General features: G+C 68.9%; 18 protein-coding genes. 6 read left to right on the forward strand and 12 right to left on the reverse strand.

Annotated elements, in window-relative coordinates; translation table 11 throughout:
- The 10 genes from ftsH to XINFAN_RS18615 form a co-directional block, all read right to left on the reverse strand.
- Window positions 1–1897 (reverse strand): ATP-dependent zinc metalloprotease FtsH (gene ftsH, locus XINFAN_RS18565; RefSeq protein ID WP_148087158.1); only part of this gene is annotated, 1897 nt, incomplete at its 3' end.
- A 76-nt stretch (window positions 1898–1973) separates the two neighbouring features.
- Window positions 1974–3260, reverse strand: a complete 1287-nt coding sequence (tilS, locus tag XINFAN_RS18570; protein WP_124088358.1) for a tRNA lysidine(34) synthetase TilS — start codon at window positions 3258–3260, stop codon at window positions 1974–1976.
- Window positions 3251–4081 (reverse strand): tol-pal system protein YbgF, encoded by an 831-nt coding sequence (ybgF, locus tag XINFAN_RS18575; protein WP_124088359.1) that lies wholly within the window; start codon window positions 4079–4081, stop codon window positions 3251–3253. The genes tilS and ybgF overlap by 10 nt, the downstream gene beginning before the upstream one ends.
- Window positions 4082–4083: 2 nt before the next feature.
- Entirely contained in the window at window positions 4084–4617 is a 534-nt protein-coding gene (gene pal / locus XINFAN_RS18580) for a peptidoglycan-associated lipoprotein Pal (RefSeq protein ID WP_124088360.1), read from the reverse strand.
- Between the two features lie 106 nt (window positions 4618–4723).
- Window positions 4724–6058 carry a Tol-Pal system beta propeller repeat protein TolB gene (gene tolB, locus XINFAN_RS18585; RefSeq protein WP_124088361.1) on the reverse strand — a complete coding sequence of 445 codons (1335 nt, stop codon included), beginning with the start codon at window positions 6056–6058 and terminating at the stop codon, window positions 4724–4726.
- A gap of 141 nt (window positions 6059–6199) precedes the next feature.
- Entirely contained in the window at window positions 6200–7444 is a 1245-nt protein-coding gene (locus XINFAN_RS21860) for a cell envelope biogenesis protein TolA (RefSeq protein WP_160144658.1), read from the reverse strand.
- Between the two features lie 17 nt (window positions 7445–7461).
- Window positions 7462–7932 carry a protein TolR gene (gene tolR / locus XINFAN_RS18600; RefSeq protein WP_124088364.1) on the reverse strand — a complete coding sequence of 157 codons (471 nt, stop codon included), beginning with the start codon at window positions 7930–7932 and terminating at the stop codon, window positions 7462–7464.
- A gap of 3 nt (window positions 7933–7935) precedes the next feature.
- On the reverse strand, window positions 7936–8631 hold the full coding sequence (tolQ, locus tag XINFAN_RS18605; protein WP_124088365.1) for a protein TolQ: 696 nt from the start codon (window positions 8629–8631) through the stop codon (window positions 7936–7938).
- Window positions 8632–8748: 117 nt separating this feature from the next.
- Window positions 8749–9144, reverse strand: a complete 396-nt coding sequence (gene ybgC / locus XINFAN_RS18610) for a tol-pal system-associated acyl-CoA thioesterase (RefSeq protein WP_124088366.1) — start codon at window positions 9142–9144, stop codon at window positions 8749–8751.
- Entirely contained in the window at window positions 9134–9769 is a 636-nt protein-coding gene (locus XINFAN_RS18615; RefSeq protein WP_124088367.1) for a hypothetical protein, read from the reverse strand. The genes ybgC and XINFAN_RS18615 overlap by 11 nt, the downstream gene beginning before the upstream one ends.
- A 211-nt stretch (window positions 9770–9980) precedes the next feature.
- Between XINFAN_RS18615 and XINFAN_RS18620 the strand changes: the two genes are divergently transcribed.
- The 3 genes from XINFAN_RS18620 (at window position 9981) to XINFAN_RS18630 (ending at window position 13651) form a co-directional block, all read left to right on the forward strand.
- The gene (locus XINFAN_RS18620) at window positions 9981–10796 is read left to right on the forward strand and encodes a TIGR00282 family metallophosphoesterase (RefSeq protein ID WP_124088368.1); all 816 of its coding nucleotides are present in this window, start codon (window positions 9981–9983) and stop codon (window positions 10794–10796) included.
- Window positions 10797–11013: 217 nt separating this feature from the next.
- Window positions 11014–12792: an SLC13 family permease gene (locus XINFAN_RS18625; protein ID WP_124088369.1), complete on the forward strand. Its 1779-nt coding sequence runs from the start codon at window positions 11014–11016 to the stop codon at window positions 12790–12792.
- 118 nt (window positions 12793–12910) lie between these two features.
- Entirely contained in the window at window positions 12911–13651 is a 741-nt protein-coding gene (locus tag XINFAN_RS18630) for a YebC/PmpR family DNA-binding transcriptional regulator (protein WP_124088370.1), read from the forward strand.
- 174 nt (window positions 13652–13825) lie between these two features.
- Here XINFAN_RS18630 and XINFAN_RS18635 read toward each other — a convergent pair whose 3' ends face one another.
- Complete coding sequence (locus XINFAN_RS18635) at window positions 13826–14731, reverse strand: LysR family transcriptional regulator ArgP (RefSeq protein WP_124088371.1); 906 nt, start codon at window positions 14729–14731, stop codon at window positions 13826–13828.
- Between the two features lie 235 nt (window positions 14732–14966).
- Here XINFAN_RS18635 and XINFAN_RS18640 point away from each other — a divergent pair, with 235 nt between their 5' ends.
- From XINFAN_RS18640 to XINFAN_RS18650, 3 genes are all read left to right on the forward strand, one after another.
- Window positions 14967–15569, forward strand: a complete 603-nt coding sequence (locus XINFAN_RS18640) for a LysE/ArgO family amino acid transporter (protein ID WP_124088372.1) — start codon at window positions 14967–14969, stop codon at window positions 15567–15569.
- Window positions 15570–15590: 21 nt separating this feature from the next.
- The gene (locus XINFAN_RS18645) at window positions 15591–16505 is read left to right on the forward strand and encodes a DMT family transporter (protein WP_233352372.1); all 915 of its coding nucleotides are present in this window, start codon (window positions 15591–15593) and stop codon (window positions 16503–16505) included.
- A 142-nt stretch (window positions 16506–16647) separates the two neighbouring features.
- On the forward strand, window positions 16648–17694 hold the full coding sequence (locus XINFAN_RS18650; RefSeq protein WP_124088373.1) for a DUF2793 domain-containing protein: 1047 nt from the start codon (window positions 16648–16650) through the stop codon (window positions 17692–17694).
- Between the two features lie 94 nt (window positions 17695–17788).
- Here the strand turns inward: XINFAN_RS18650 and XINFAN_RS18655 are convergent, their stop codons facing one another.
- Complete coding sequence (locus tag XINFAN_RS18655; RefSeq protein ID WP_160144659.1) at window positions 17789–18718, reverse strand: glycosyltransferase; 930 nt, start codon at window positions 18716–18718, stop codon at window positions 17789–17791.
- Window positions 18719–18737: the final 19 nt, after the last annotated feature.

The raw sequence follows: 18737 nt of genomic DNA on the forward strand, positions 1-18737 counted from the left end.
GTTCGGCGCTGTCGGCCTGGGGGCCGCGCGGCGGGCGGGTGCGCGGGATCGCCGCCACCGAGGGCGCGTTGCCGCCCGGGCCGGTGTCGGCATCGCCGCCCTCGCCGGGTTTCTCGCCCGCGATCACCTTGCGGATCTCGTCGCCGGTCAGGGTCTCGTATTCCAGCAGACCCTGGGCGAGCCGCTCCCAGTCGTCGTGCTTTTCGCTCAGGATGCGGTGGGCGGTGTCGTAGCCCTCGTCGATCAGGCGTTTGACCTCCTGCTCGATCACCCGCTTGGTCTCGGCCGAGACCGAGAGGCCGCTGGCATTGCCCTGATAGCCCTCATGCGCCTCGGCATAGTCGATATTGCCGACCGCATCCGACATGCCCCAGCGAAGCACCATGGCGCGCGCCAGCGCCGAGGCCTGCTGGATGTCGCCCGAGGGGCCGTTCGACACCGCTTCCTCGCCGTATTTGATGATCTCGGCGGCTTTCCCGGCCATGGTCATCGCGATGCGCTGCTCGCATTGATCCTTGTGCCAGTTCAGCCGGTCCATCTCGGGCAGGCTCATCACCATGCCGAGCGCGCCGCCGCGCGGAATGATCGTCGCCTTGTAGACCGGATCGCATTTCGGCAGCGCCATGCCGACGATGGCGTGGCCGGCCTCGTGATAGGCGGTCATTTCCTTCTGTTCCGGCGTCAGCACCATCGAGCGGCGCTCGGCCCCCATCATCACCTTGTCCTTGGCATTCTCGAAATCGGCCATGGTGACGAAGCGGCGGCCGACGCGGGCGGCCATCAGCGCCGCCTCGTTCACGAGGTTCATGAGGTCCGCACCCGAGAAGCCGGGCGAGCCGCGGGCGATGGTGCGCAGATCGACATCGGGGCCGAGCGGCACCTTGCGGGCATGGACGTTCAGGATCTTCTCGCGGCCCTTGATATCGGGGTTCGGCACATGGATCTGGCGGTCGAACCGGCCCGGTCGCAGCAGCGCGGGGTCGAGCACGTCCTTCCTGTTGGTCGCGGCGATGATGATCACGCCCTCGTTGGCCTCGAACCCGTCCATCTCGACCAGAAGCTGGTTCAGCGTCTGCTCGCGCTCATCGTTGCCGCCGCCGATGCCCACACCGCGGGCGCGGCCCACGGCGTCGATCTCGTCGATGAAGACGATGCAGGGCGCGTTCTTCTTGGCCTGTTCGAACATGTCGCGCACCCGGCTTGCGCCGACGCCGACGAACATCTCGACGAAATCCGAGCCCGAGATGGTGAAGAACGGCACCCCGGCCTCACCTGCGATGGCGCGCGCGAGAAGCGTCTTGCCGGTGCCGGGCGGGCCCACCAGCAGCGCGCCCTTGGGGATCTTGCCGCCGAGCCGCGAGAATTTCTGCGGGTTGCGCAGGAATTCGACGATCTCTTCCAGTTCTTCCTTGGCCTCGTCGATCCCGGCCACGTCGTCGAAAGTCACCCGGCCGTGTTTCTCGGTCAGCAGTTTCGCGCGCGACTTGCCGAAGCCCATGGCGCCGCCTTTGCCGCCGCCCTGCATCCGGTTCATGAAGAAGATCCAGATACCGATCAGCACGAGGAACGGCAGCCACAGCGAGATCAGCGACATGAAGCCCGATTGCTGCTGCGGCGTGGCCTGGACCTCGACACCCTGGGCGATCAGCTTTTCGGTGACCTGTTCGTCGCCGGGTTTGACGGTCGAGAAGGTGCTGCCGTCCTTGGTGCGGACGGTGACGCGCTCGCCGTCGAGCGTGACCGAGGCGACGCGCCCGGCATCGACCTGTTCGATGAAATCCGACCAGGACAACTGCCGCGAGGACATCGCCGTCTGCCCGCCCGAGAACAGATTGAAAAGCGCGAGGATCAAGAGCAGCAGGACGACCCAGAAGGCGATATTGCGCGCGTTGTTCACATGAATCTCCCGACAGGCGGCCCGCCGGGGGATGGGGGCCGCGTTTGTTCCTAATTTAGCTATCCGGGGCCTGGGTTCAATGCGATAAGACGAACATTCCGAAGGACGGGCTGAGCATCGCCTGCCATTCGCCCCTATCCGGGCAGGCCAGCGGGGCCGCGACCAGTTCCGCCCCGCGCCAGAGGGCGGGGGTGACGATCAGCGCCTCGCGGTCGTGGCCGGTTTCGCGCCAGTTCTTGCAGAGCCGCAATCCCCCGGCGCCGAGCGCGCGAATCTCCAGGTCCCGCGCCTCGGGGCCGGTCAGGCGCCAGCGGTGGTCCCAGATCTGATCGGCAGGGCAGGGGGCGGAAACAGCGCGCGGCTCGCGGGTGATGTGCAGCGCATCGCCTTTGAAGCGGAAGCGGCAGCCGCCGAGCGTGGCCGCCTTCTGCGGCCAGAGCGCATGTTGCAGCCGGTCCACCGCCTCGGCCCGCGGCGGGTGGCGCGCGCCCGAGAGCCAGCGGATCGCCGCGATCAGCAGGCGGCGCTGCATTTCGGGGCCGAGGTGGTGAAAATCCCTGGCGTTCAGGATCAGGCTGCCGGCCGCCTCCCTGCCGATCCGGGCGAAGGTTTCGGACAGCGCGCCGGCGACCAGGCTCTGCACCATGGCGAGGTTGTGGATCGTCGTGTTCAGCGTCTGGACCGTGATCCCCAGGGGGGCAAGCGTTGCCAGCGCCTTGCGGGCGCGGGCACGGGTGTAGCGCAGATTTTCGTTCGAGGGGTCGTCGCGCCAGGCCAGCCCGTGGCGCAGGAGATGGTCGCGCAACCCCTGACGGCTGGCCCAGAGAAACGGGCGGCAGAAGGTGATGCCGCTTTCCTGCCAGTCGTGCCGCATTCCGCTCAGTCCCTCAAGGCCGGCGGCGCGGGCAAGACCCATCAGGAAGGTTTCGGCCTGATCGTCGGCGGTATGGGCCAGCATCACATGGCTCAGCCCCCGCGCTTTCGCCCATCCGGCCAGCAAAGCGTAGCGGGCGTGGCTGGCCGCCTGCATCAGATTGCCTGTCGCGGGGTGGTCGTCCCAGATCAGCGTGTCATGCTTCAGACCGAGCGCGCGGCAGGTCTCAGCGACGAAGGCGGCTTCCCCGGCGGCCTCGGGGCGCAGCCGGTGATCGACGGTGGCCACTTCCAGCGTGACGCCGCAATGGGGGGCGGCGCGGGTCATCAGATGCAGCATCGCCATGGAATCGCTGCCGCCCGAGACCGCCAGCCCGATTGCCCCGGGGGTGTCGCAGGCGGGGAGGCCGTCCAGCGCCATCAGAAGGAGCTGCCGATCCTCGACCGATTCAATATCGCTCAGCCAGCGATACCGCGGGCTCAGCGGCACCCCAGCCCCTGCATGGCGATCGGAGCCTGGGTGGCGGCGATGGAGCCGGGGTATTCGATCCCGACCTGGGCCAGCGTGAGGCAGGCCTGTTCGGTCTGGCCCAGTTGCCCCAGTGCCTCGCCCAGTTTCAGCACCGCATCGGGCGCGATCGGCCCCTGGGGATTGCTGGAATAGGCGTCGAGATAGGCCCGGGCCGCCCGCGCCGTCTCGCCCATTTTCGCCAGCGCATCGCCGCGCAGGTAATGCGCCTCGGGGATCAGCGGCCCGCCAGGATAGGATTGGGCATAGGTCTCAAAGAGCGATGCAGCACCGGGAAAGTCACCCTGACCGAGCACCCCCTTGGCCCGGTCGAAATCTGCTTGTTCTGCGACCGCAAGCTCCGGTCCTGATGAGGAGGATCCCGCCGAAGGGGCGGCCGGGGTGATCACGGGGGCGGCAGAGGAACCGCCGCTGTCGCCGCCCAGAGTCGGCGTCGCGCTCATGTTCATCGGGTCGCAGCCCGGCGTCGCCTCGCACAGGCGGAATTCGATGTCGCCGATGCGGTTGGTGCCGTCCGAGACCACGCGGTTCAGCCGCAGCTCGATCTCTTCGGTGCGCGAGGTCAGGCGCATGAGTTCCGCCTCGATCGTGTCCATCCGCGCCAGAGCATCGGCGCCCCCCACCCGCGCCGAGGCGCCGGTGGTGGTCAGCTCAGCCTTGAGCGCGTTGAACGCGGCCGCGAGCTGGCCAAGCTCGGCGCGCACATCGGCCAGCGTCTCGGCGCCGGCCGGTGCGGCGAGGCCGAGCGCCAGAAGCGGCAGGATCAGCCGGAACCCTGCCATGGTCAGGCCCCGGCGCCGACCGACAGCACGGTGACCGCGCGGCGGTTTTTGGAGTAGCAGGATTCGGTCGAGCAGACCTCGATCGGGCGTTCCTTGCCGTAGGAAATCGTGCGCATCCGGGTGCCCGAGACGCCCTGGCTGATCAGGAACTGCTGCACCGCCGCGGCGCGGCGCGCGCCGAGCGCCAGGTTGTATTCGCGGGTGCCCTGTTCGTCGGCATGGCCCTCGACGATGATGGCATAGCCCGGGTTCTGGTTCAGCCAGCCGGCCTGGGCGGTCAGGATCGAGCGGCCCTCGGTCGAGACGGTGGACTGGTCCACCGCAAACAGCACGCGGTCGCCCACGGTCTGGTTGAAATAGGCGATCGAGCGCGGATCGTTCGGATCGCCGAGGCCGGTGGTGTCGACATAGCCCGAGCCGGGGCCGCCCGTGCCGCCCATGCCATCGGCGCCGCCCGAGCCGTAGCGGTCGGGGTTCTGACAGGCGGCCAGCGTCAGCGTGGCCAGAAGCAGCAGGGCCTTGGGGGTGAAGCTCATCGGGGTTCGTCCTTTTCCATCGCGACGCGGGGACATGATTTCCCGCCAGGTTAGCAGCTTTGAGGGGCCATGGGAATCCGGCAGGATTGCCCATGGCGGAAGGGTGTTACGGCAGAAGCGGCGACCAGGCCGGGTCCGAGGCCGGGCCTTCGGTTGGGATCTGCCTGAGGTTCCGGCCGGTGATGTCGACCGACCAGAGCGAGGCCTGGCCGCCGCCGCCCGAGGTCTCGCGGGTGAACATGATCACCCGGCCGTTCGGCGCCCAGGTCGGGCCCTCGTCGAGGAACGAGGCCGTCAGCAGCCGCTCTTCCGAGCCGTCGGTGCGCATCACGCCGATGTGGAAGCGCCCTTCGGCCTGTTTGGTGAAGGCGATCAGATCGCCGCGCGGCGACCAGACCGGCGTGCCGTAACGGCCCTTGCCGTTCGAGATCCGCCGCCCCTCGCCGCCGCCGGTGGACATGATGTAGATCTGGCTGCCGCCGGTGCGGTCGGATTCGAAGCAGATCTGGCTGCCGTCGGGGCTGAACGAGGGTGCGGTCTCGATCGAGGGCGAATTGGTCAGCTGCACCGTCGATCCCGAGCCGAGGTTCATCAGATAGATGTCGGTGTTGCCGCCGCGCTCCAGGCTGAACACGACCGAGCCGCCGTCGGGCGAGAACCGGGGCGCGAAGGTCATGGTGCCGGGCTGCTCGGCCAGGGTCTGGCGCTTGAGGTTGCCGACGTTCAGCAGCGTGATGCGCGGGAAGCCGGTCTCGTAGCTGGTGTAGAGGATGCGGTCGCCGCTGGGCGAGAACCTGGGCGCCAGCACGATTGCGGAACTGTCGGTCAGATACTGGACGTTGGCGCCGTCGTAATCCATCACCGCGAGCCGCTTCTGGCGCGCGTTCTTGGGGCCGGATTCGGCGACGAAGACCACGCGGCTGTCGAAATAGCCGCCCTCGCCGGTGATCTTGGAATAGACCACATCGGCCACCTTATGGGCCATGCGGCGCCATCCGGCCTTGGTGCCGGCGAATTGCAGCGCGGCGCCGTCCATCTGGCGGCCGTTCACCACGTCCCAGGCGCGGAACTTGACCGACACCCGGTCTCCGGCGGCCGAGACCGCGCCGGTGATCAGCACCTGGGCGTTGATCGCACGCCATTCCTCAAAGCCGATCCCGGCGTCGAAACTGGTGATGCGGCCGATATGGGCCTCGGGGCCGATCTCGCGGAAAAATCCGGTGCCGGTCAGGTCCGAGACCACCACGCGCGAGATGTTGCGCGCGAGTTCCCCGGCGCCGCCTTCGTCGATGAAGGCGGGAACGGCGATCGGCATCGGCTCGATCACGCCCGGGCCGATCACGATCCGGGGCGGGCTGCCGTCCTGGGCGCGCGCCATGACCGGAAGCGCCGCCGCACCGGCCGCGAGGCTGGCTGCGAAATGTCTGCGGGTGAAGTTCATCTGCCTCTCGCTCCGTGTTGTCCGGGTCTGCTGCCGGTTTCGCGGTTCATCTTACGGATATCCGTTGTCAACTTATAACGCGGGATATGGTTTCCTGTGTCATCTGACATCTGCGTGCGCCGGTTTCGCGCCGGGGCGGGGTCATCTGAGCCGCATCCCGTTCGCGTCGAAGACGAATTCAAGCACCTTCCAGGTGTCGTATTTGTCGGAGGGAAGCGGGATGCCGCCTTCCTGATAGGCGCGGGCGATGGCGCTGCGGGCCTGGCGGAAGGCCACGTCGATCGCGCCCTGGCTCGGCCCCGTGGATTCCACCACCGACATGTTGCCGGGCTTGCCCGAGGAGTCGAATTCCACCCGCACCACGATCACGGTGGACATCGCGTCGGTGCCCATGGTGCCGACGTTCCACTTTCTGCTGATGGCCGAAGAGATGTCGCCCATCTCTCCTGCGGTCAGCGGCGGGCCGCTGCGGCTGCTGCCCTGGCCGCCGGAGCCCGCATTCGCGCTGCTGGCGGCGGCGGCTGCCTCGGCCCGGGCGGCGGCTTCGGCCTCGGCGATGGCGGCGGCGATGGCGTCATCCTCGGACGCAGAGGATCTGTCCGGCGCCGTGGTGCTGTTCGACGGGGCGGAAGGCGTCGCGCGCGGGGTTTCGGCCGCGGGCGTCGGCGCGGGCCGGTTCGGCTTCGCGCGCGGGCGCGGCGAGGTGGACATGCCCAGCGATTCCGTCTGTTCCTCGGTCGCCTCGGTGCGCAGCACGTCGCCGGTTTCCTGCGGCGCCGTCTCGGTGGTTTCCTCGCGCGGCGGCTCGGGCGTGGGCTCTTCGGTCACGCTGACGGCTTCCTGCGGCGCATCGGCGGTGCGGGTGTCCTCGGGCGCGGGCACAGGATTCGGCGCGACGATATCGGCGGGCTTCGGCTTCGGGCGCAGAGACGAGGACATCGTCGGCATCGGCTGCTCTACGGGCGCGAAGACCACCTCGGGCGGCAGTTCCTCGCCCGGAGGTTCGGGTTCGGGCGGCAGCGGCTCGGGCGTCACCTCGACCGGCTGGGGCGGGGTGACGGGCTCGGGCTCCGGCTCGGGGGCGGCCACGGTCTCGGGCTGCGGCGGCGGCTCCGAGGGCGTCTCGGCGGCGGGTTCGGTGATCTCCGTCTCGGCCGGTTCGGGGGCGGAAATGCTTTCGGGTGCCTCGGAGGGCGTGTCCGATGCAGCGGGCGCGGCGGCGGCCATCGCCTGGAACTCGGCCTCGGACATCATCGAGACCTGGGTGGACATCATCTCCGTCGGCGCGGTCGGCGCGAACAGCCAGTCGCCGATCATGACCCAGAGGATCAGACCCGCGTGGCCCGCGCCGGAAAGGATGGTGCCCGTCTGGAAGCGCCGTTCCATGGATCCGCCGCCCGCCCTCAGTTACCGGCGCCGAAATCGGGGCCCTGGGCATCGGTCACCAGACCGATGTTGTTGAACCCGCCGGCGTTCAGCGCACCCATGACCTGGGCCACGCGCTCATAGGGCAGCTTGCCGTCGGCGCGCAGATAGACCTTGTCGGATTTGCGCTCGGACGCGATGGCTTTCAGCCGGGGGATCAGTTCGTTCTCGGCCACCTCGGTATTCATGATCGCGATCAGCCCGTCGGCCGAGAGGGTGATCGCCAGCGGCTCCTCCTGCTCGGTCGGCAGCGCGGTGGCGGCGGTTTTCGGCAGTTCGACCGGCACGCCCACCGTCATCAGCGGCGCCGCGACCATGAAGATGATCAGGAGCACCAGCATGACATCGACGAAAGGCGTGACGTTGATCTCGCTCATCGCGGCCGACGAGCCGCGGCGGCGGCCCCGCCGCCCTCCGCCGCCCGATTTCTTCATGACCCCGGCGCCCATGGCTCAGGAATCCAGCTGGCGCGACAGGATGGTCGCGAATTCGTCGGCGAAACTTTCGTAATTGCCCTGGATGCGTTCGGAGTCCGAGTTGAGCTTGTTGTAGAACACCACCGCCGGGATGGCGGCGACGAGGCCGATCCCGGTCGCCAGCAGCGCCTCGGCGATCCCCGGGGCCACGACCGCGAGCGAGGTGTTCTGCGAGATCGCGATTTCCTCGAACGAATGCTTGATCCCCCAGATCGTGCCGAAGAGGCCGATGAACGGCGCGGTCGAGCCGGTGGTGGCGAGGAAGGAAAGCCCGTTGTTCAGCTTCTCGCTTTCGCGGGCGATGGCCACGTCCATGGCGCGGTCGATCCGGGCCTGGGCGCCGGCGATCAGCGCGCCGTCGTGCTTGTGGCTGCGGCGCCATTCCAGCATCCCCGAGGCGAAGACGCGCTCGGATGCGCCCTGGGGTTCCGGCCCGATGCGCTCGTAAAGCTCGTCGAGCGGCTCGCCCGACCAGAAGGCGCGGTCGAATTCCGCGGCCTCGGAGCGCGCCTTGCGAAACAGGATGTGTTTCTGGAAGATGATCGCCCAGGACCAGAAAGACATGGCGATCAGGGCAATCATCACCAGCTGGACGGTGAAGGTTGCACGGGCAAAGAGGGCCAGCAGCGAGAAGTTAATCTCCTGCGCCATCGCGAGGGTTTCAGTTTCCATTACGCCTGCTCGTTTGTGTCGCCGGTCGGTTTCGCCGGTCGTTAGCGCTGATTCTATCAAGATCACAAGGGGAATGCCAACACATCTTGGCGAGTGGCGGCAGCCTGCCGGTGGGGCTCAGCCCGGGGAGAGAAGCGCGCGGATCTCTGCCGGGGTCCGCGTGGCCTGACCCCGGGCGGTCAGGCAGACCAGAGTGACCCTCGCCTGGAACAGCAATTCCGGGCCGCGCAGCACCGCCTGATCAAGCTCGATCCGTGCGCCGCCGAGGGCGGAAAGTCCGGTGGTGACGGTCAGATCGTCGCCAAACAGGGCGGGGCGCAGGTAATCGGCCTCGACCCGGCGCACGGCGAAAACGATGTCATGGCGCGCGCGCAGCTCCATCTGGTCGATACCGCAGGCGCGCACCCATTCGCTGCGGCCGCGTTCGATGAATTTCAGGTAATTGGCGTAATAGACGATCCCGGCGAGGTCGGTGTCCTCGTAATAGACCCGGACCGGGAATTCATGCGTCACCTTCGGCCCCTCCGATGCGGGCGGCAAGGCGCAGGGCGTGGCTCGGGTCGGTGGCGGCGGCGGGCAGCGCCGGATCGTAGGCGGCGCGGATCAGCGCGGCGAGATCGGGGCGCAGGATGATGCGGCCGTCTTCGGTGCGCGCGAGCGGCGCGAAACCGGCGAAAGCGCCATCGGCCCAGCTGAGCATCGCCCCGGCCGCCTGGGCCAGCGCGAGATCGGCGGCGGGCATCGCCGAGAGATGCTCGTCCATCCGCAGGAACAGGAACACCGCCCGGATCGCGCCATCGGCGTCGAAACGGAAAGCGCGATACTGGTTCGCGCCCGCTGCGGCCAGCCGCTCGCACAGCGGCCCGAGGTCCGGGATCAGCCGGTCGAGGCCCGGCACCTGCGGCAGTTCCGACCAGTCGCGGAAGAAGAAGGCCATCAGATTGGCGCCGAGCTCGGGATCGGTTTCCGCCATCCGGTGATCGGCCAGCACGACCAGCGCCTCGATCGCGCCCTTGATGGTGGCGAGGGTGGCGTCGTCGGTGCCGAAGACGATGGGCACGATGGGCCGGCCCCAGCGGGCGCAGAGGAAGCTGCCGTCGGGGCGGGTGAAGAGGCTCTGGATCAGATCGGGCGTCATGGCGCAGGGTTAGCGGGTTATCGGGGGCGGCTCAACTGTCGCTGCGCGCGGACGGCTGGCGGCGGATGCCTCCGGCGGGGGTATTTCGGTCAGGATGAAAGGGGCAGGGGCGGCGCGGGGCATATCCGGGTCGGGCTGAGAGGGCGCGTTTTTGCCGCTGCGGCGATATGGGCCGCTTGCAGGGCGCGCGACGGGGGCATAAGCGGGACGTATGAAACTGCTTTTCCTTGGCGATGTGATGGGGCGCAGCGGGCGGGCGGCGATAGCCGCGAATCTGCCCGGGCTGCGCGCGCGGTGGGGGCTCGATTTCGTCGTGGTCAACGGCGAGAATGCGACCGGCGGCATGGGGCTTTCGGCCGAACATGCGAAGGGGCTGCTCGCCGCCGGCGCCGATGTGGTGACGCTTGGCGATCATACTTTCGATCAGAAGGACATGGCGCAGTTCCTGGAGCAGGAGCCGCGCCTGTTGCGGCCGGTGAATTACTCGAAGATCGCCCCGGGCAAGGGCGCGCGGGTGTTCGACGCGCCGGGCGGACGGCGCGTGCTGGTCGCCCAGGTTCTGGGCCGGGTGTTCATGAAACAGCCCTTCGATGATCCGTTCTCGGCCATCGACCCGATCCTGAAGGCGCATCGCCTGGGGGTGAGCGTCCAGGCCGCCATCGTCGATGTCCATGCCGAGGCGACCTCGGAAAAGATGGGGCTGGGGCACTGGTGCGACGGCCAGGCCAGCCTCGTCGTCGGCACCCATACCCATGTGCCCACCGGCGACGCGCAGATCCTGAAGGGGGGCACCGCCTATCTCTCCGACGCGGGAATGTGCGGCGACTATGATTCGGTGATCGGGATGGAGAAGCTGGAGCCGATGCGCCGTTTTGTGACCGGCATGTCGAAGACCCGGTTCGAGCCCGCCGGGGGCGAGGCCACGCTGTCGGGCGTCTATGTCGAGACCGATGACGCGACCGGGCTGGCCGCCCGCGTCGTCATGGTGCGCCAGGGCGGGCGGTTGCAGCCCTCGGGGCCGTCGTAAGGCCGTCCGCGTGCCGGAAAGGTGCCGGGGTTTCGGCTTTCCGTATCGCGGCAGCGGGCGCCTGGGGCCTTTCCCGCCGTGAAAGAGCAATCGGTTCTCACCGCGGCGGCCCCGACGCCGCATCCCGGGCATTTAACACGACCTGAAGGGTAGAATTTTCTTCCCCGCCGCGGATCGCGCGCCTATAAGCCGGGCCGCAGGATTCGTGAGGATGCCGATGCTCTGGTTCGAAATCGCCCCCGCCGCGCAGCCTTTCGTGGCGCTTGGGATCCTCGGGCTGATGTTCGCGCTGTTCATCTCGGAAATCATCCCGGTCGAGGTCACCGCCATCGGCGGCGCGGCGGTGATGATGGTGCTGGGGATGCTGCCGCTCTCGGAGGCGCAGTCGGTGCTGGCCAATCCCGCGCCCTGGACCATCGCGCTGATGTTTCTGGTGATGGGCGGGCTGGTGCGGACCGGCGCCATCGAGCAGGTGATCCGCATGGCCGAGAAATCGGTCGAGGGTCGGCCCAAAGTCACTGTGATCGCGCTTTTTGCCTTCATCTCGGTGGCTTCGGCCTTCATGAACAACACGCCCCTGGTGGCGGTGATGATCCCGGTGGTGATGCAGCTTGCGCTGAAGATGGGCACCGCGCCCTCGAAACTGCTGATCCCGCTGAGCTACATGACCGTGTTGGCCGGGATGATGACGCTGATCGGCACCTCGACCAACCTGCTGGTGGACGGGGTGGCGGTGAAATCGGGCCAGCCGCATTTCACCCTGTTCGAGATCTTCCCGCTCGGCCTTGCCGTCACGCTGGCGGGCGGGCTGTTCCTTGGGCTGTTCGCCAACCGCCTGCTGCCGGTGCGCCAGTCGATGGGCATGCTGCTGACCGACCGGCGTAAGATGAAATATTTCACCGAAGTGGCGATCCCCGAGGACAGCCCGCTGGTGGGCCAGGCGCCGCTGGAGGTCGATCTGTTCCGCCGCGACGGGGTGCGGCTGATCGACGTGCTCCGGGGCGATGCCTCGCTGCGCCGCGATCTGGCACCGGTCAGGCTGCAACCGGGCGACCGGGTGGTCCTGCGCGCCGAAATGAGCGATCTGATGGAGTTCGACCGCCGCCGCGAGGTGCATCTGGTGGACAAGCTGTTCTCGGTCAAGACCGAGACGGTCGAGGTGCTGATCGGCCCCGGCTGCCGGATGGAGGGGCAGCGCCTCGGCGATCTGCGCCTGCGCCGCCGCTATGGCGTCTATGTTCTGGCCGCGCACCGCCGCAACCAGAACATCGGCCGCCAGCTCGACGATCTGGTGGTGCGGGTGGGCGACACGCTGCTGCTGGAAGGTGCCATCGAGGACATCCAGCGCCTCGCCGCCGACATGGACCTGGTGGATATCTCGCGCCCCTCGGTCAAGCCGTTCCGCCGCGCCAAGGCGCCGATCGCGGTGGGCGCTCTGGGTTTCATCGTCATCCTCTCGGCCTTCGATCTGGCGCCGATCCAGGCGCTCGCATTCCTCGCGGTGGCGGTGATCCTGTTCACCCGCTGCGTCGACAGCGACGAGGCGTTCAGCTTCATCGACGGCCGGCTGCTGGCGATGATCTTCGCGATGCTCGCCGTGGGCGAGGGGCTGGACCGTTCGGGCGCGGTCGAGATGATCGTGAACGCCGCCGCCCCCTGGCTGGCGGAGCTGTCGCCGTTCATGCTGATCCTCGCGGTCTATTTCCTCGGCCTCGTGCTGACCGAATTCCTGTCGAACAATGCGGTGGCGGTGATCTATACCCCGGTGGCGATCGAGCTGGCGCGCAATCTCGGCCACGATCCGCGCCCCTTCGTGGTGGCGGTGATGTTCTCGGCCACGCTCGCCTTCGCCACGCCCATCGGCTACCAGACCAATATGATGGTCTACGGCCCCGGCGGCTATCGTTTCTCGGATTACATGCGCGTGGGCCTGCCGCTCAACATCATCGTCATGGTGATCTGCGCGGCGCTTATCCCGGTGTTCTGGCCGCTCTGATCCTTCTCTCGACGGAAATACTCCGGGGGCCCCGGCGGACTGGCCCCCGGCCCTTGCCCCCGCGGCCCGCACCGTTGTAAGGGAAACCTCTGTCGAAATCCGAAGGAATGAGTGCCCCATGGCAGGCCATTCGAAATGGGCGAACATCCAGCACCGCAAGGGCAAGCAGGATGCGATCCGCTCGAAGACGTTTTCCAAACTCTCGAAAGAGATCACCGTCGCCGCGAAGATGGGCGACCCCGACCCCGAGAAGAACCCGCGCCTGCGGCTGGCGGTGAAGGCCGCCAAGGCGGTCTCGATGCCGCGGGACGTGATCGACCGCGCGATCAAAAAGTCGCAGATGGGCGACGCTGCCGATTACACCGAGATCCGCTATGAGGGTTACGGCGCGGGCGGCATCGCGGTGATCGTCGAGGCGCTGACCGACAACCTGAACCGCACCGCCTCGAATGTGCGCAGCTATTTCACCAAGGCGGGCGGCAATATGGGCCAGACCGGCTCGGTCTCGCACAGTTTCGACCGGCTGGGGGAAATCTCCTATCCGCTGTCGGCGGGGGATGGCGACACGGTGATGATGGCCGCGATCGAAGCCGGCGCCGAGGATGTCGAGACCGACGAAGATGGCCACTGGATTTATTGCAGGGTCGAGGATCTGTCGACGGTCTCCGACGCGCTGGAAAAGGCGCTCGGGGAATCGACGGAATCCAAGCTGGTGTGGCGGCCACAGTCTCGCACCGAGGTCGATCTGGACACCGCCCAGAAGCTGATGAAGCTGATCGACCTGCTGGAAGAGGATGACGACGTGCAGACCGTCACCCATAACTTCGACGTCCCCGAAGACGTCGCCGCGCAGCTTTAAGCCGCGCGCGCGCCCCGACCCCGGCCCGCCGCGGCCGGGGTAGCCCCTTTCCGCCCCCCGGTCTCCGGCAAGAGCGCAGCGCCCGGTCCGCTCTCCCGCGGAAAATCCCTTTCATCCTGATATAAATACCCCGGGGGAGGCTTCGCGCAGCGAAGACGGGGGCAGCGCCCCCTTTCACCGCCCCCCGCGGCACTCCGGCGGGATCAGCGCCCGCGCCGCCTGCGCGCGGATCGCTTTGGTCAGCGGCGCCAGCGCCGGACCCATCAGCCGCGGGAACTGCCAGTAAAGCGCCACGTCGAGCGGGCTTTCCGGCCGGATCTCGACCAGCGCGCCCGAGGCAAGATGCGGGGCCGCCAGCGCCTCGGGATTCATCGCCCAGCCGAGCCCCAGCACACAGGCCTCGACGAAGCCCTGCGACGAGGCGAGCCGGTGGCAGGGCAGCCCCGCCGCGGGCAGCGCGCCGCCGGTCTCGCGCGCGGCCCAGAGATGTTGCAGCCGGTCGATCCCGGAAAACACCAGCGTCGGCGCGCGCGCCAGCGCCCCGGGGGTGACGCCCTCGGGGAACCATGTCGCAAGATAGTCCGGGCTCGCGGTGGCGCGGTAGCGCAAGGCGCCGAGCGCGACGGTGTCGCAGCCCTGCAAGGGGCCGGGATGGCCGGTGATCGCCGCCATCACCTCGCCGCGCCTGAGCCAGTCCTGGCTCACGTCCTGGTCGTCGATCACCAGGTCGTAGAGAAAGTCCTCGCAGGCGGCGAGGGCGGGCAGGACCCAGGTGGCGAGGCTGTCGGCATTGACCGCGATGCGCAGGCTGGCCGGCCCGGCGGAAAGCGCGGGCAGATCCTCGCCGAGGCGGCTTTCCAGCAGCGCGATTTCGTCGAAATGCCGGATCAGCCGCAGGCCCGCTTCGGTGGCGGCGCAGGGCTGGCCGCGCCGGATCAGCAGCGTGCCGATACGTTCCTCAAGTGCGCGGATCCGCTGCGAGACGGCCGAGGGGGTGACCGCGAGCTCCGCCGCCGCCAGATCGAAGGCGCCGCGGCGGTGGACGGCGGCAAGAGCGGCGAGTTGGGCGGGGTCCAGCATGGCATCGGATTAGCATGGCTTCATCAGCGCGGAAAGATGAAGCCGCGCTCGTGCGGCAAGGCGGGGGGCTGTCTGCCCCCCGAGCCCCCCGAGGGTATTTGCGTCAGGATGAAATGCAGGCGGTGGAGGGCGCGGTTGGCGGCGGATTAGCCCCGCTTCATTTGCGACAGAAGGATTAACTGGAGTGGATCCGGGCGCGGGGCTATGCAGACCGGGGCAGGCGGGGGGATCGCGGATGTGGCAGGCAGGGATCGCGGGTTATTTCACGGCGCTCAGCCTGATCCTCGCCATCGGGGCGCAGAATGCTTTCGTGCTGCGCCAGGGGCTCCGGCGCGAGCATGTCGGCGTGGTGGTGGCGATCTGCGCCGTCTCGGATGCGGTGCTGATCACGCTGGGCGTCGCGGGGTTCGGCGCCGTCAGCCGGGCGGTGCCATGGCTTGCGGTGGCGATGAAATGGGCCGGCGTCGCCTTCCTGCTGTTTTACGGTGCGCTGCGGTTCATCGCGGCGCGCAGGGGCGGCGAGGCGCTGATGCCCGCGCCGGGGGGCGGGGCGCCGCTCGGCCGGGTGGTCGCCACCTGCCTGATGCTGACCTGGGCCAATCCGCATGTCTATCTGGACACTTTGGTGCTGATCGGCTCGGTCTCGGCGCAATACGGGCCGCATCGGGCGGTGTTCGGCGTGGCGGCGGCCCTGGCCTCGCTGAGCTTCTTCGCCGCGCTCGGCTATGGCGCGCGGCTGCTGGCGCCTTTGTTCGCGCGGCCCCGGGCCTGGGTCTGGCTGGAGACCGGGGTGGGCCTTCTGATGTGGGCCATCGCGGCGGGGCTTGCCTTTTCCTGATTTGCGGCGCAACCCGCGGCCATGTGGGAAAGACGCGCCGACCGCCCCGTGGCGGGCATGATCTGGATGCTGGTCTCGGGCCTTGCCATGGTGGGCGTGAACGGCGTGGTCAAACATGTCGGCACCAGCCTGCCCGCGCCGCAATCGGCCTTTATCCGTTTCGCCTTCGGCGCGGTGTTCTTCCTGCCGATGCTGCTGCCGATCCTGCGCGCGGGCTATCCGGCGGCGATCTGGCGGCTGTTCGCCCTGCGCGGCGTGCTGCATGTCGCGGCGGTGATCCTGTGGTTCTACGCCATGGCGCGGGTGCCGGTGGCCGAGGTCTCGGCGATCGGCTTTCTCAACCCGGTGATCGTGCTGGTCGCGGGCGGGCTGCTGATGGGCGAAGGGCTGAGCGCGCGCCGCGTGATGGTGGTGCTGGTCGCTTTCGCCGGGGCGCTGATCGTGCTGCGGCCCGGGCTGCGCGAGATCACCCCGGGGCACTGGGCGCAGATGGGGGCGACCCTGTTCTTCGCGGGCGGCTATATCCTCGCCAAGGGGCTGAGCGCGCGGGTGCCCGCCGGGGTGATCGTCGCGATGATGACCTTCACCTCGGTGATCGGGCTCTGGCCGGTGGCGCTGATGGTCTGGGTACCGGTCGAGGCATGGCAGCTCGGCTGGCTGGCGGCGGGGGCGGGCTTCGCCACGCTCGGGCATTACGCGATGACGCGGGCCTTCGCCGCGGCGCCGCTGGCGGTGACGCAGCCGGTCAGCTTCCTTCAGATCCTGTGGTCGGCGGCGCTTGGGGCCGTGGTCTTCGGAGAGCGGATCGACCCCTGGGTGATCCTGGGCGGCGCGCTGATCATCGGCGCGATCAGCGTGAACATCCGCGCCGGAGCGGCCGCGCGGCGGGCGATCCGCGAGGCCGACGGGGCGGGGACCGGCGGGCCGGGGGCCTGAGCAGGGGCGTGATCGGGGCCTGAGCCGTTGCGCCGCGACGGCGGGCAGCGCACGTGCCTGCAACCCTTGCGCAAACCTTCCGGGCCATGGTCCGGGCGCGGGCAGAGCGAGGCCCGTCCAAACCGCGCCCGGAGATTTCCCCATGCCCGACGATACCGACATTCTCGGCCTGCCGCTGATCCTGCCCGCCCAGGCCCAGAAACATGTCACCCACAACGAGGCGCTGCTGGCGCTGGATGCGATCGTCCAGCTCGCGGTGCTGGACCGCAGCCGGACCGCGCCGCCCGAAACGGCAGTGCCGGGCGACCGCCATATCGTCGCGGCCTCGCCGACCGGGGACTGGGCGGCACAGGCGGGCCGGGTGGCGGTACTGACCGCAGAGGGCTGGCGGTTCCATGCGCCGCGCCCCGGCTGGCGCGCTCATGTGCTGGCCGAGGGCCAGACCGCGGTGTTCGACGGACTGGGCTGGAAGACCCCGGCCGAGGGCGCGGGCAGCTTCGCGCGGCTTGGGGTGGGCGCGGCGGCCGATGCGGTGAACCGGCTGGCGGTGGCCTCGGAGGCGGTGCTGATGACCCATGCCGGGGCCGGGGTGCAGCTCAAGCTGAACAAGGCGGCGGCGGGCGATACCGCGAGCCTCTTGTTCCAGACCGGCTGGTCGGGCCGGGCCGAGATGGGCACCGCCGGATCGGACGCTTTCGCGGTGAAGGTCAGTCCCGACGGCGCCGCCTGGGCGGTGGCGATGAGCATCGCGCCTGACGGCGTGGCCGATTTCCCCCAGGGCCTGACGCGGGAGGGCAGCCAGGTTTACAGCCGCGCGAGCGTGGTCGGGCCGGTGTCGCAGACCGCGGGCCTGCCCGCGGGTGCGGTGATCGAGCGGGGCGCGAATGCTAACGGCGACTATATCCGCTTCACCGACGGAACCCAGATCTGCTGGCGCGGCAATCTCTCGGTGGCGAATGTTTCGACGGCGCTCGGGGCGGGGTTCACCTCGCCCGCGCTGACCTGGACCTTCCCGCAGCCGTTCCTGACCGGATCGGCGCCGGTGGTCTCAGGGATGGCGGATGCGGCGGAGTGCTGGCTGTCGCATGCGGCGCCGGGTGCGGCGTCGGTGGGGCTGCGGGTGCTGGGCCTCGTGTCGAAGACCGGGGCGGTGACGCTGAGGGCGATGGCGGTGGGGCGCTGGATCTGAGCGCGGGTCTCCCGGGGCCGCTCATCGGTCTTCACAGACCTCTTCGCCTGCGATGACGCCCGTAAGGGCGGAAGAGCACCCGCCGGGGATCGTCCTACAGCCTGCCGAGCGCCGCCGCGGCCAGCATGGTCAGATCGCCTGCTGGCGAGCTGCGCCGGATCCCCAGGTCCCGAAACAGCCTGACCCGGCCCATACCCCGGCCGGGCGCGCTCAGGAATCCCTCCAGCACGGCGCGCGCCTCTGCTTCCAGCAGGGGCGCGTTTTGCTGCAACGCCCGGGCATGGGCCTGCATCGTGCGCCCCCATTCCCCGCTGAGCACCATGGCGAGCCGTTTCAGCCCGGCCGCCGCGCCGCGCGCGCCGCCGAGCGTATTGGCCCCGTGCTGGCGCCAGATCACCGAGGGCGCCGGATCCAGTATCAGCGCCGCCCCCGCTCCGGCCAGAAGCTGGTAGAGCCACCAGTCATGCCAGACCACCCCCGGCGGCACGCCCGCGCGGCGCACCAGTTCCAGCGCCTCGGGGTTCAGCATCGTCGAATGGCCCGCGAAAAGGTTCTGCGCCAGCGAAGGTGCGAACCCCGGTCGGACGCGCCCCGATTTCGAGCGGCTCAGCAGCTTCAGTCCGCCATCGGCCAGCATGCTCTCGGCCGCGTAAAGCACGGGCCCGTCGCCCCGCCGCCGCCCGCCCACCGCCATGCGCCGCAGCCCGCGCGCGAGCTTGCCCTTCAGCCAGACATCGTCCTGATCGGCCAGCGCGACCGGGCCCGGCGGCAGCTCGGGGTGACACAGCGCCGAGAGGAAATTCGCCGCCGCCCCCCGGCCCGGCCCCTCAACCAGACGCAGCGGGTGGTGGCGGGCGAAATCCGCAAGGATCTGACGGGTGGCGTCGGCAGAGCCATCGTCCGAGACGAAGAGCGACCAGTTCCGGTGGCTCTGCGCCGCGATGCTGTCGAGCTGCGCGCGCAGATGGGCCGCGCCGTTGCGTGTGGCCATCACGATCGTCACATGATCGGGTGTTTCGCGCATCTTCCCCTGCCGCCCGGGC

Source organism: Pseudogemmobacter humi (assembly GCF_900609055.1).
GTDB classification, from domain to species: domain Bacteria; phylum Pseudomonadota; class Alphaproteobacteria; order Rhodobacterales; family Rhodobacteraceae; genus Pseudogemmobacter; species Pseudogemmobacter humi.

Coding starts and splice junctions, on each gene's coding strand:
- ybgF (WP_124088359.1), bottom strand. CDS start 4,081: ATGGCAGGGTTCCGGCTGATCCTGCCGCTTCTGGCGCTCGGCCTCGCC.
- pal (WP_124088360.1), bottom strand. CDS start 4,617: ATGAGCTTCACCCCCAAGGCCCTGCTGCTTCTGGCCACGCTGACGCTG.
- tolB (WP_124088361.1), bottom strand. CDS start 6,058: ATGAACTTCACCCGCAGACATTTCGCAGCCAGCCTCGCGGCCGGTGCG.
- XINFAN_RS21860 (WP_160144658.1), bottom strand. CDS start 7,444: ATGGAACGGCGCTTCCAGACGGGCACCATCCTTTCCGGCGCGGGCCAC.
- tolR (WP_124088364.1), bottom strand. CDS start 7,932: ATGGGCGCCGGGGTCATGAAGAAATCGGGCGGCGGAGGGCGGCGGGGC.
- tolQ (WP_124088365.1), bottom strand. CDS start 8,631: ATGGAAACTGAAACCCTCGCGATGGCGCAGGAGATTAACTTCTCGCTG.
- XINFAN_RS18615 (WP_124088367.1), bottom strand. CDS start 9,769: ATGACGCCCGATCTGATCCAGAGCCTCTTCACCCGCCCCGACGGCAGC.
- XINFAN_RS18620 (WP_124088368.1), top strand. CDS start 9,981: ATGAAACTGCTTTTCCTTGGCGATGTGATGGGGCGCAGCGGGCGGGCG.
- XINFAN_RS18625 (WP_124088369.1), top strand. CDS start 11,014: ATGCTCTGGTTCGAAATCGCCCCCGCCGCGCAGCCTTTCGTGGCGCTT.
- XINFAN_RS18630 (WP_124088370.1), top strand. CDS start 12,911: ATGGCAGGCCATTCGAAATGGGCGAACATCCAGCACCGCAAGGGCAAG.
- XINFAN_RS18635 (WP_124088371.1), bottom strand. CDS start 14,731: ATGCTGGACCCCGCCCAACTCGCCGCTCTTGCCGCCGTCCACCGCCGC.
- XINFAN_RS18640 (WP_124088372.1), top strand. CDS start 14,967: ATGTGGCAGGCAGGGATCGCGGGTTATTTCACGGCGCTCAGCCTGATC.
- XINFAN_RS18645 (WP_233352372.1), top strand. CDS start 15,591: ATGTGGGAAAGACGCGCCGACCGCCCCGTGGCGGGCATGATCTGGATG.
- XINFAN_RS18650 (WP_124088373.1), top strand. CDS start 16,648: ATGCCCGACGATACCGACATTCTCGGCCTGCCGCTGATCCTGCCCGCC.
- XINFAN_RS18655 (WP_160144659.1), bottom strand. CDS start 18,718: ATGCGCGAAACACCCGATCATGTGACGATCGTGATGGCCACACGCAAC.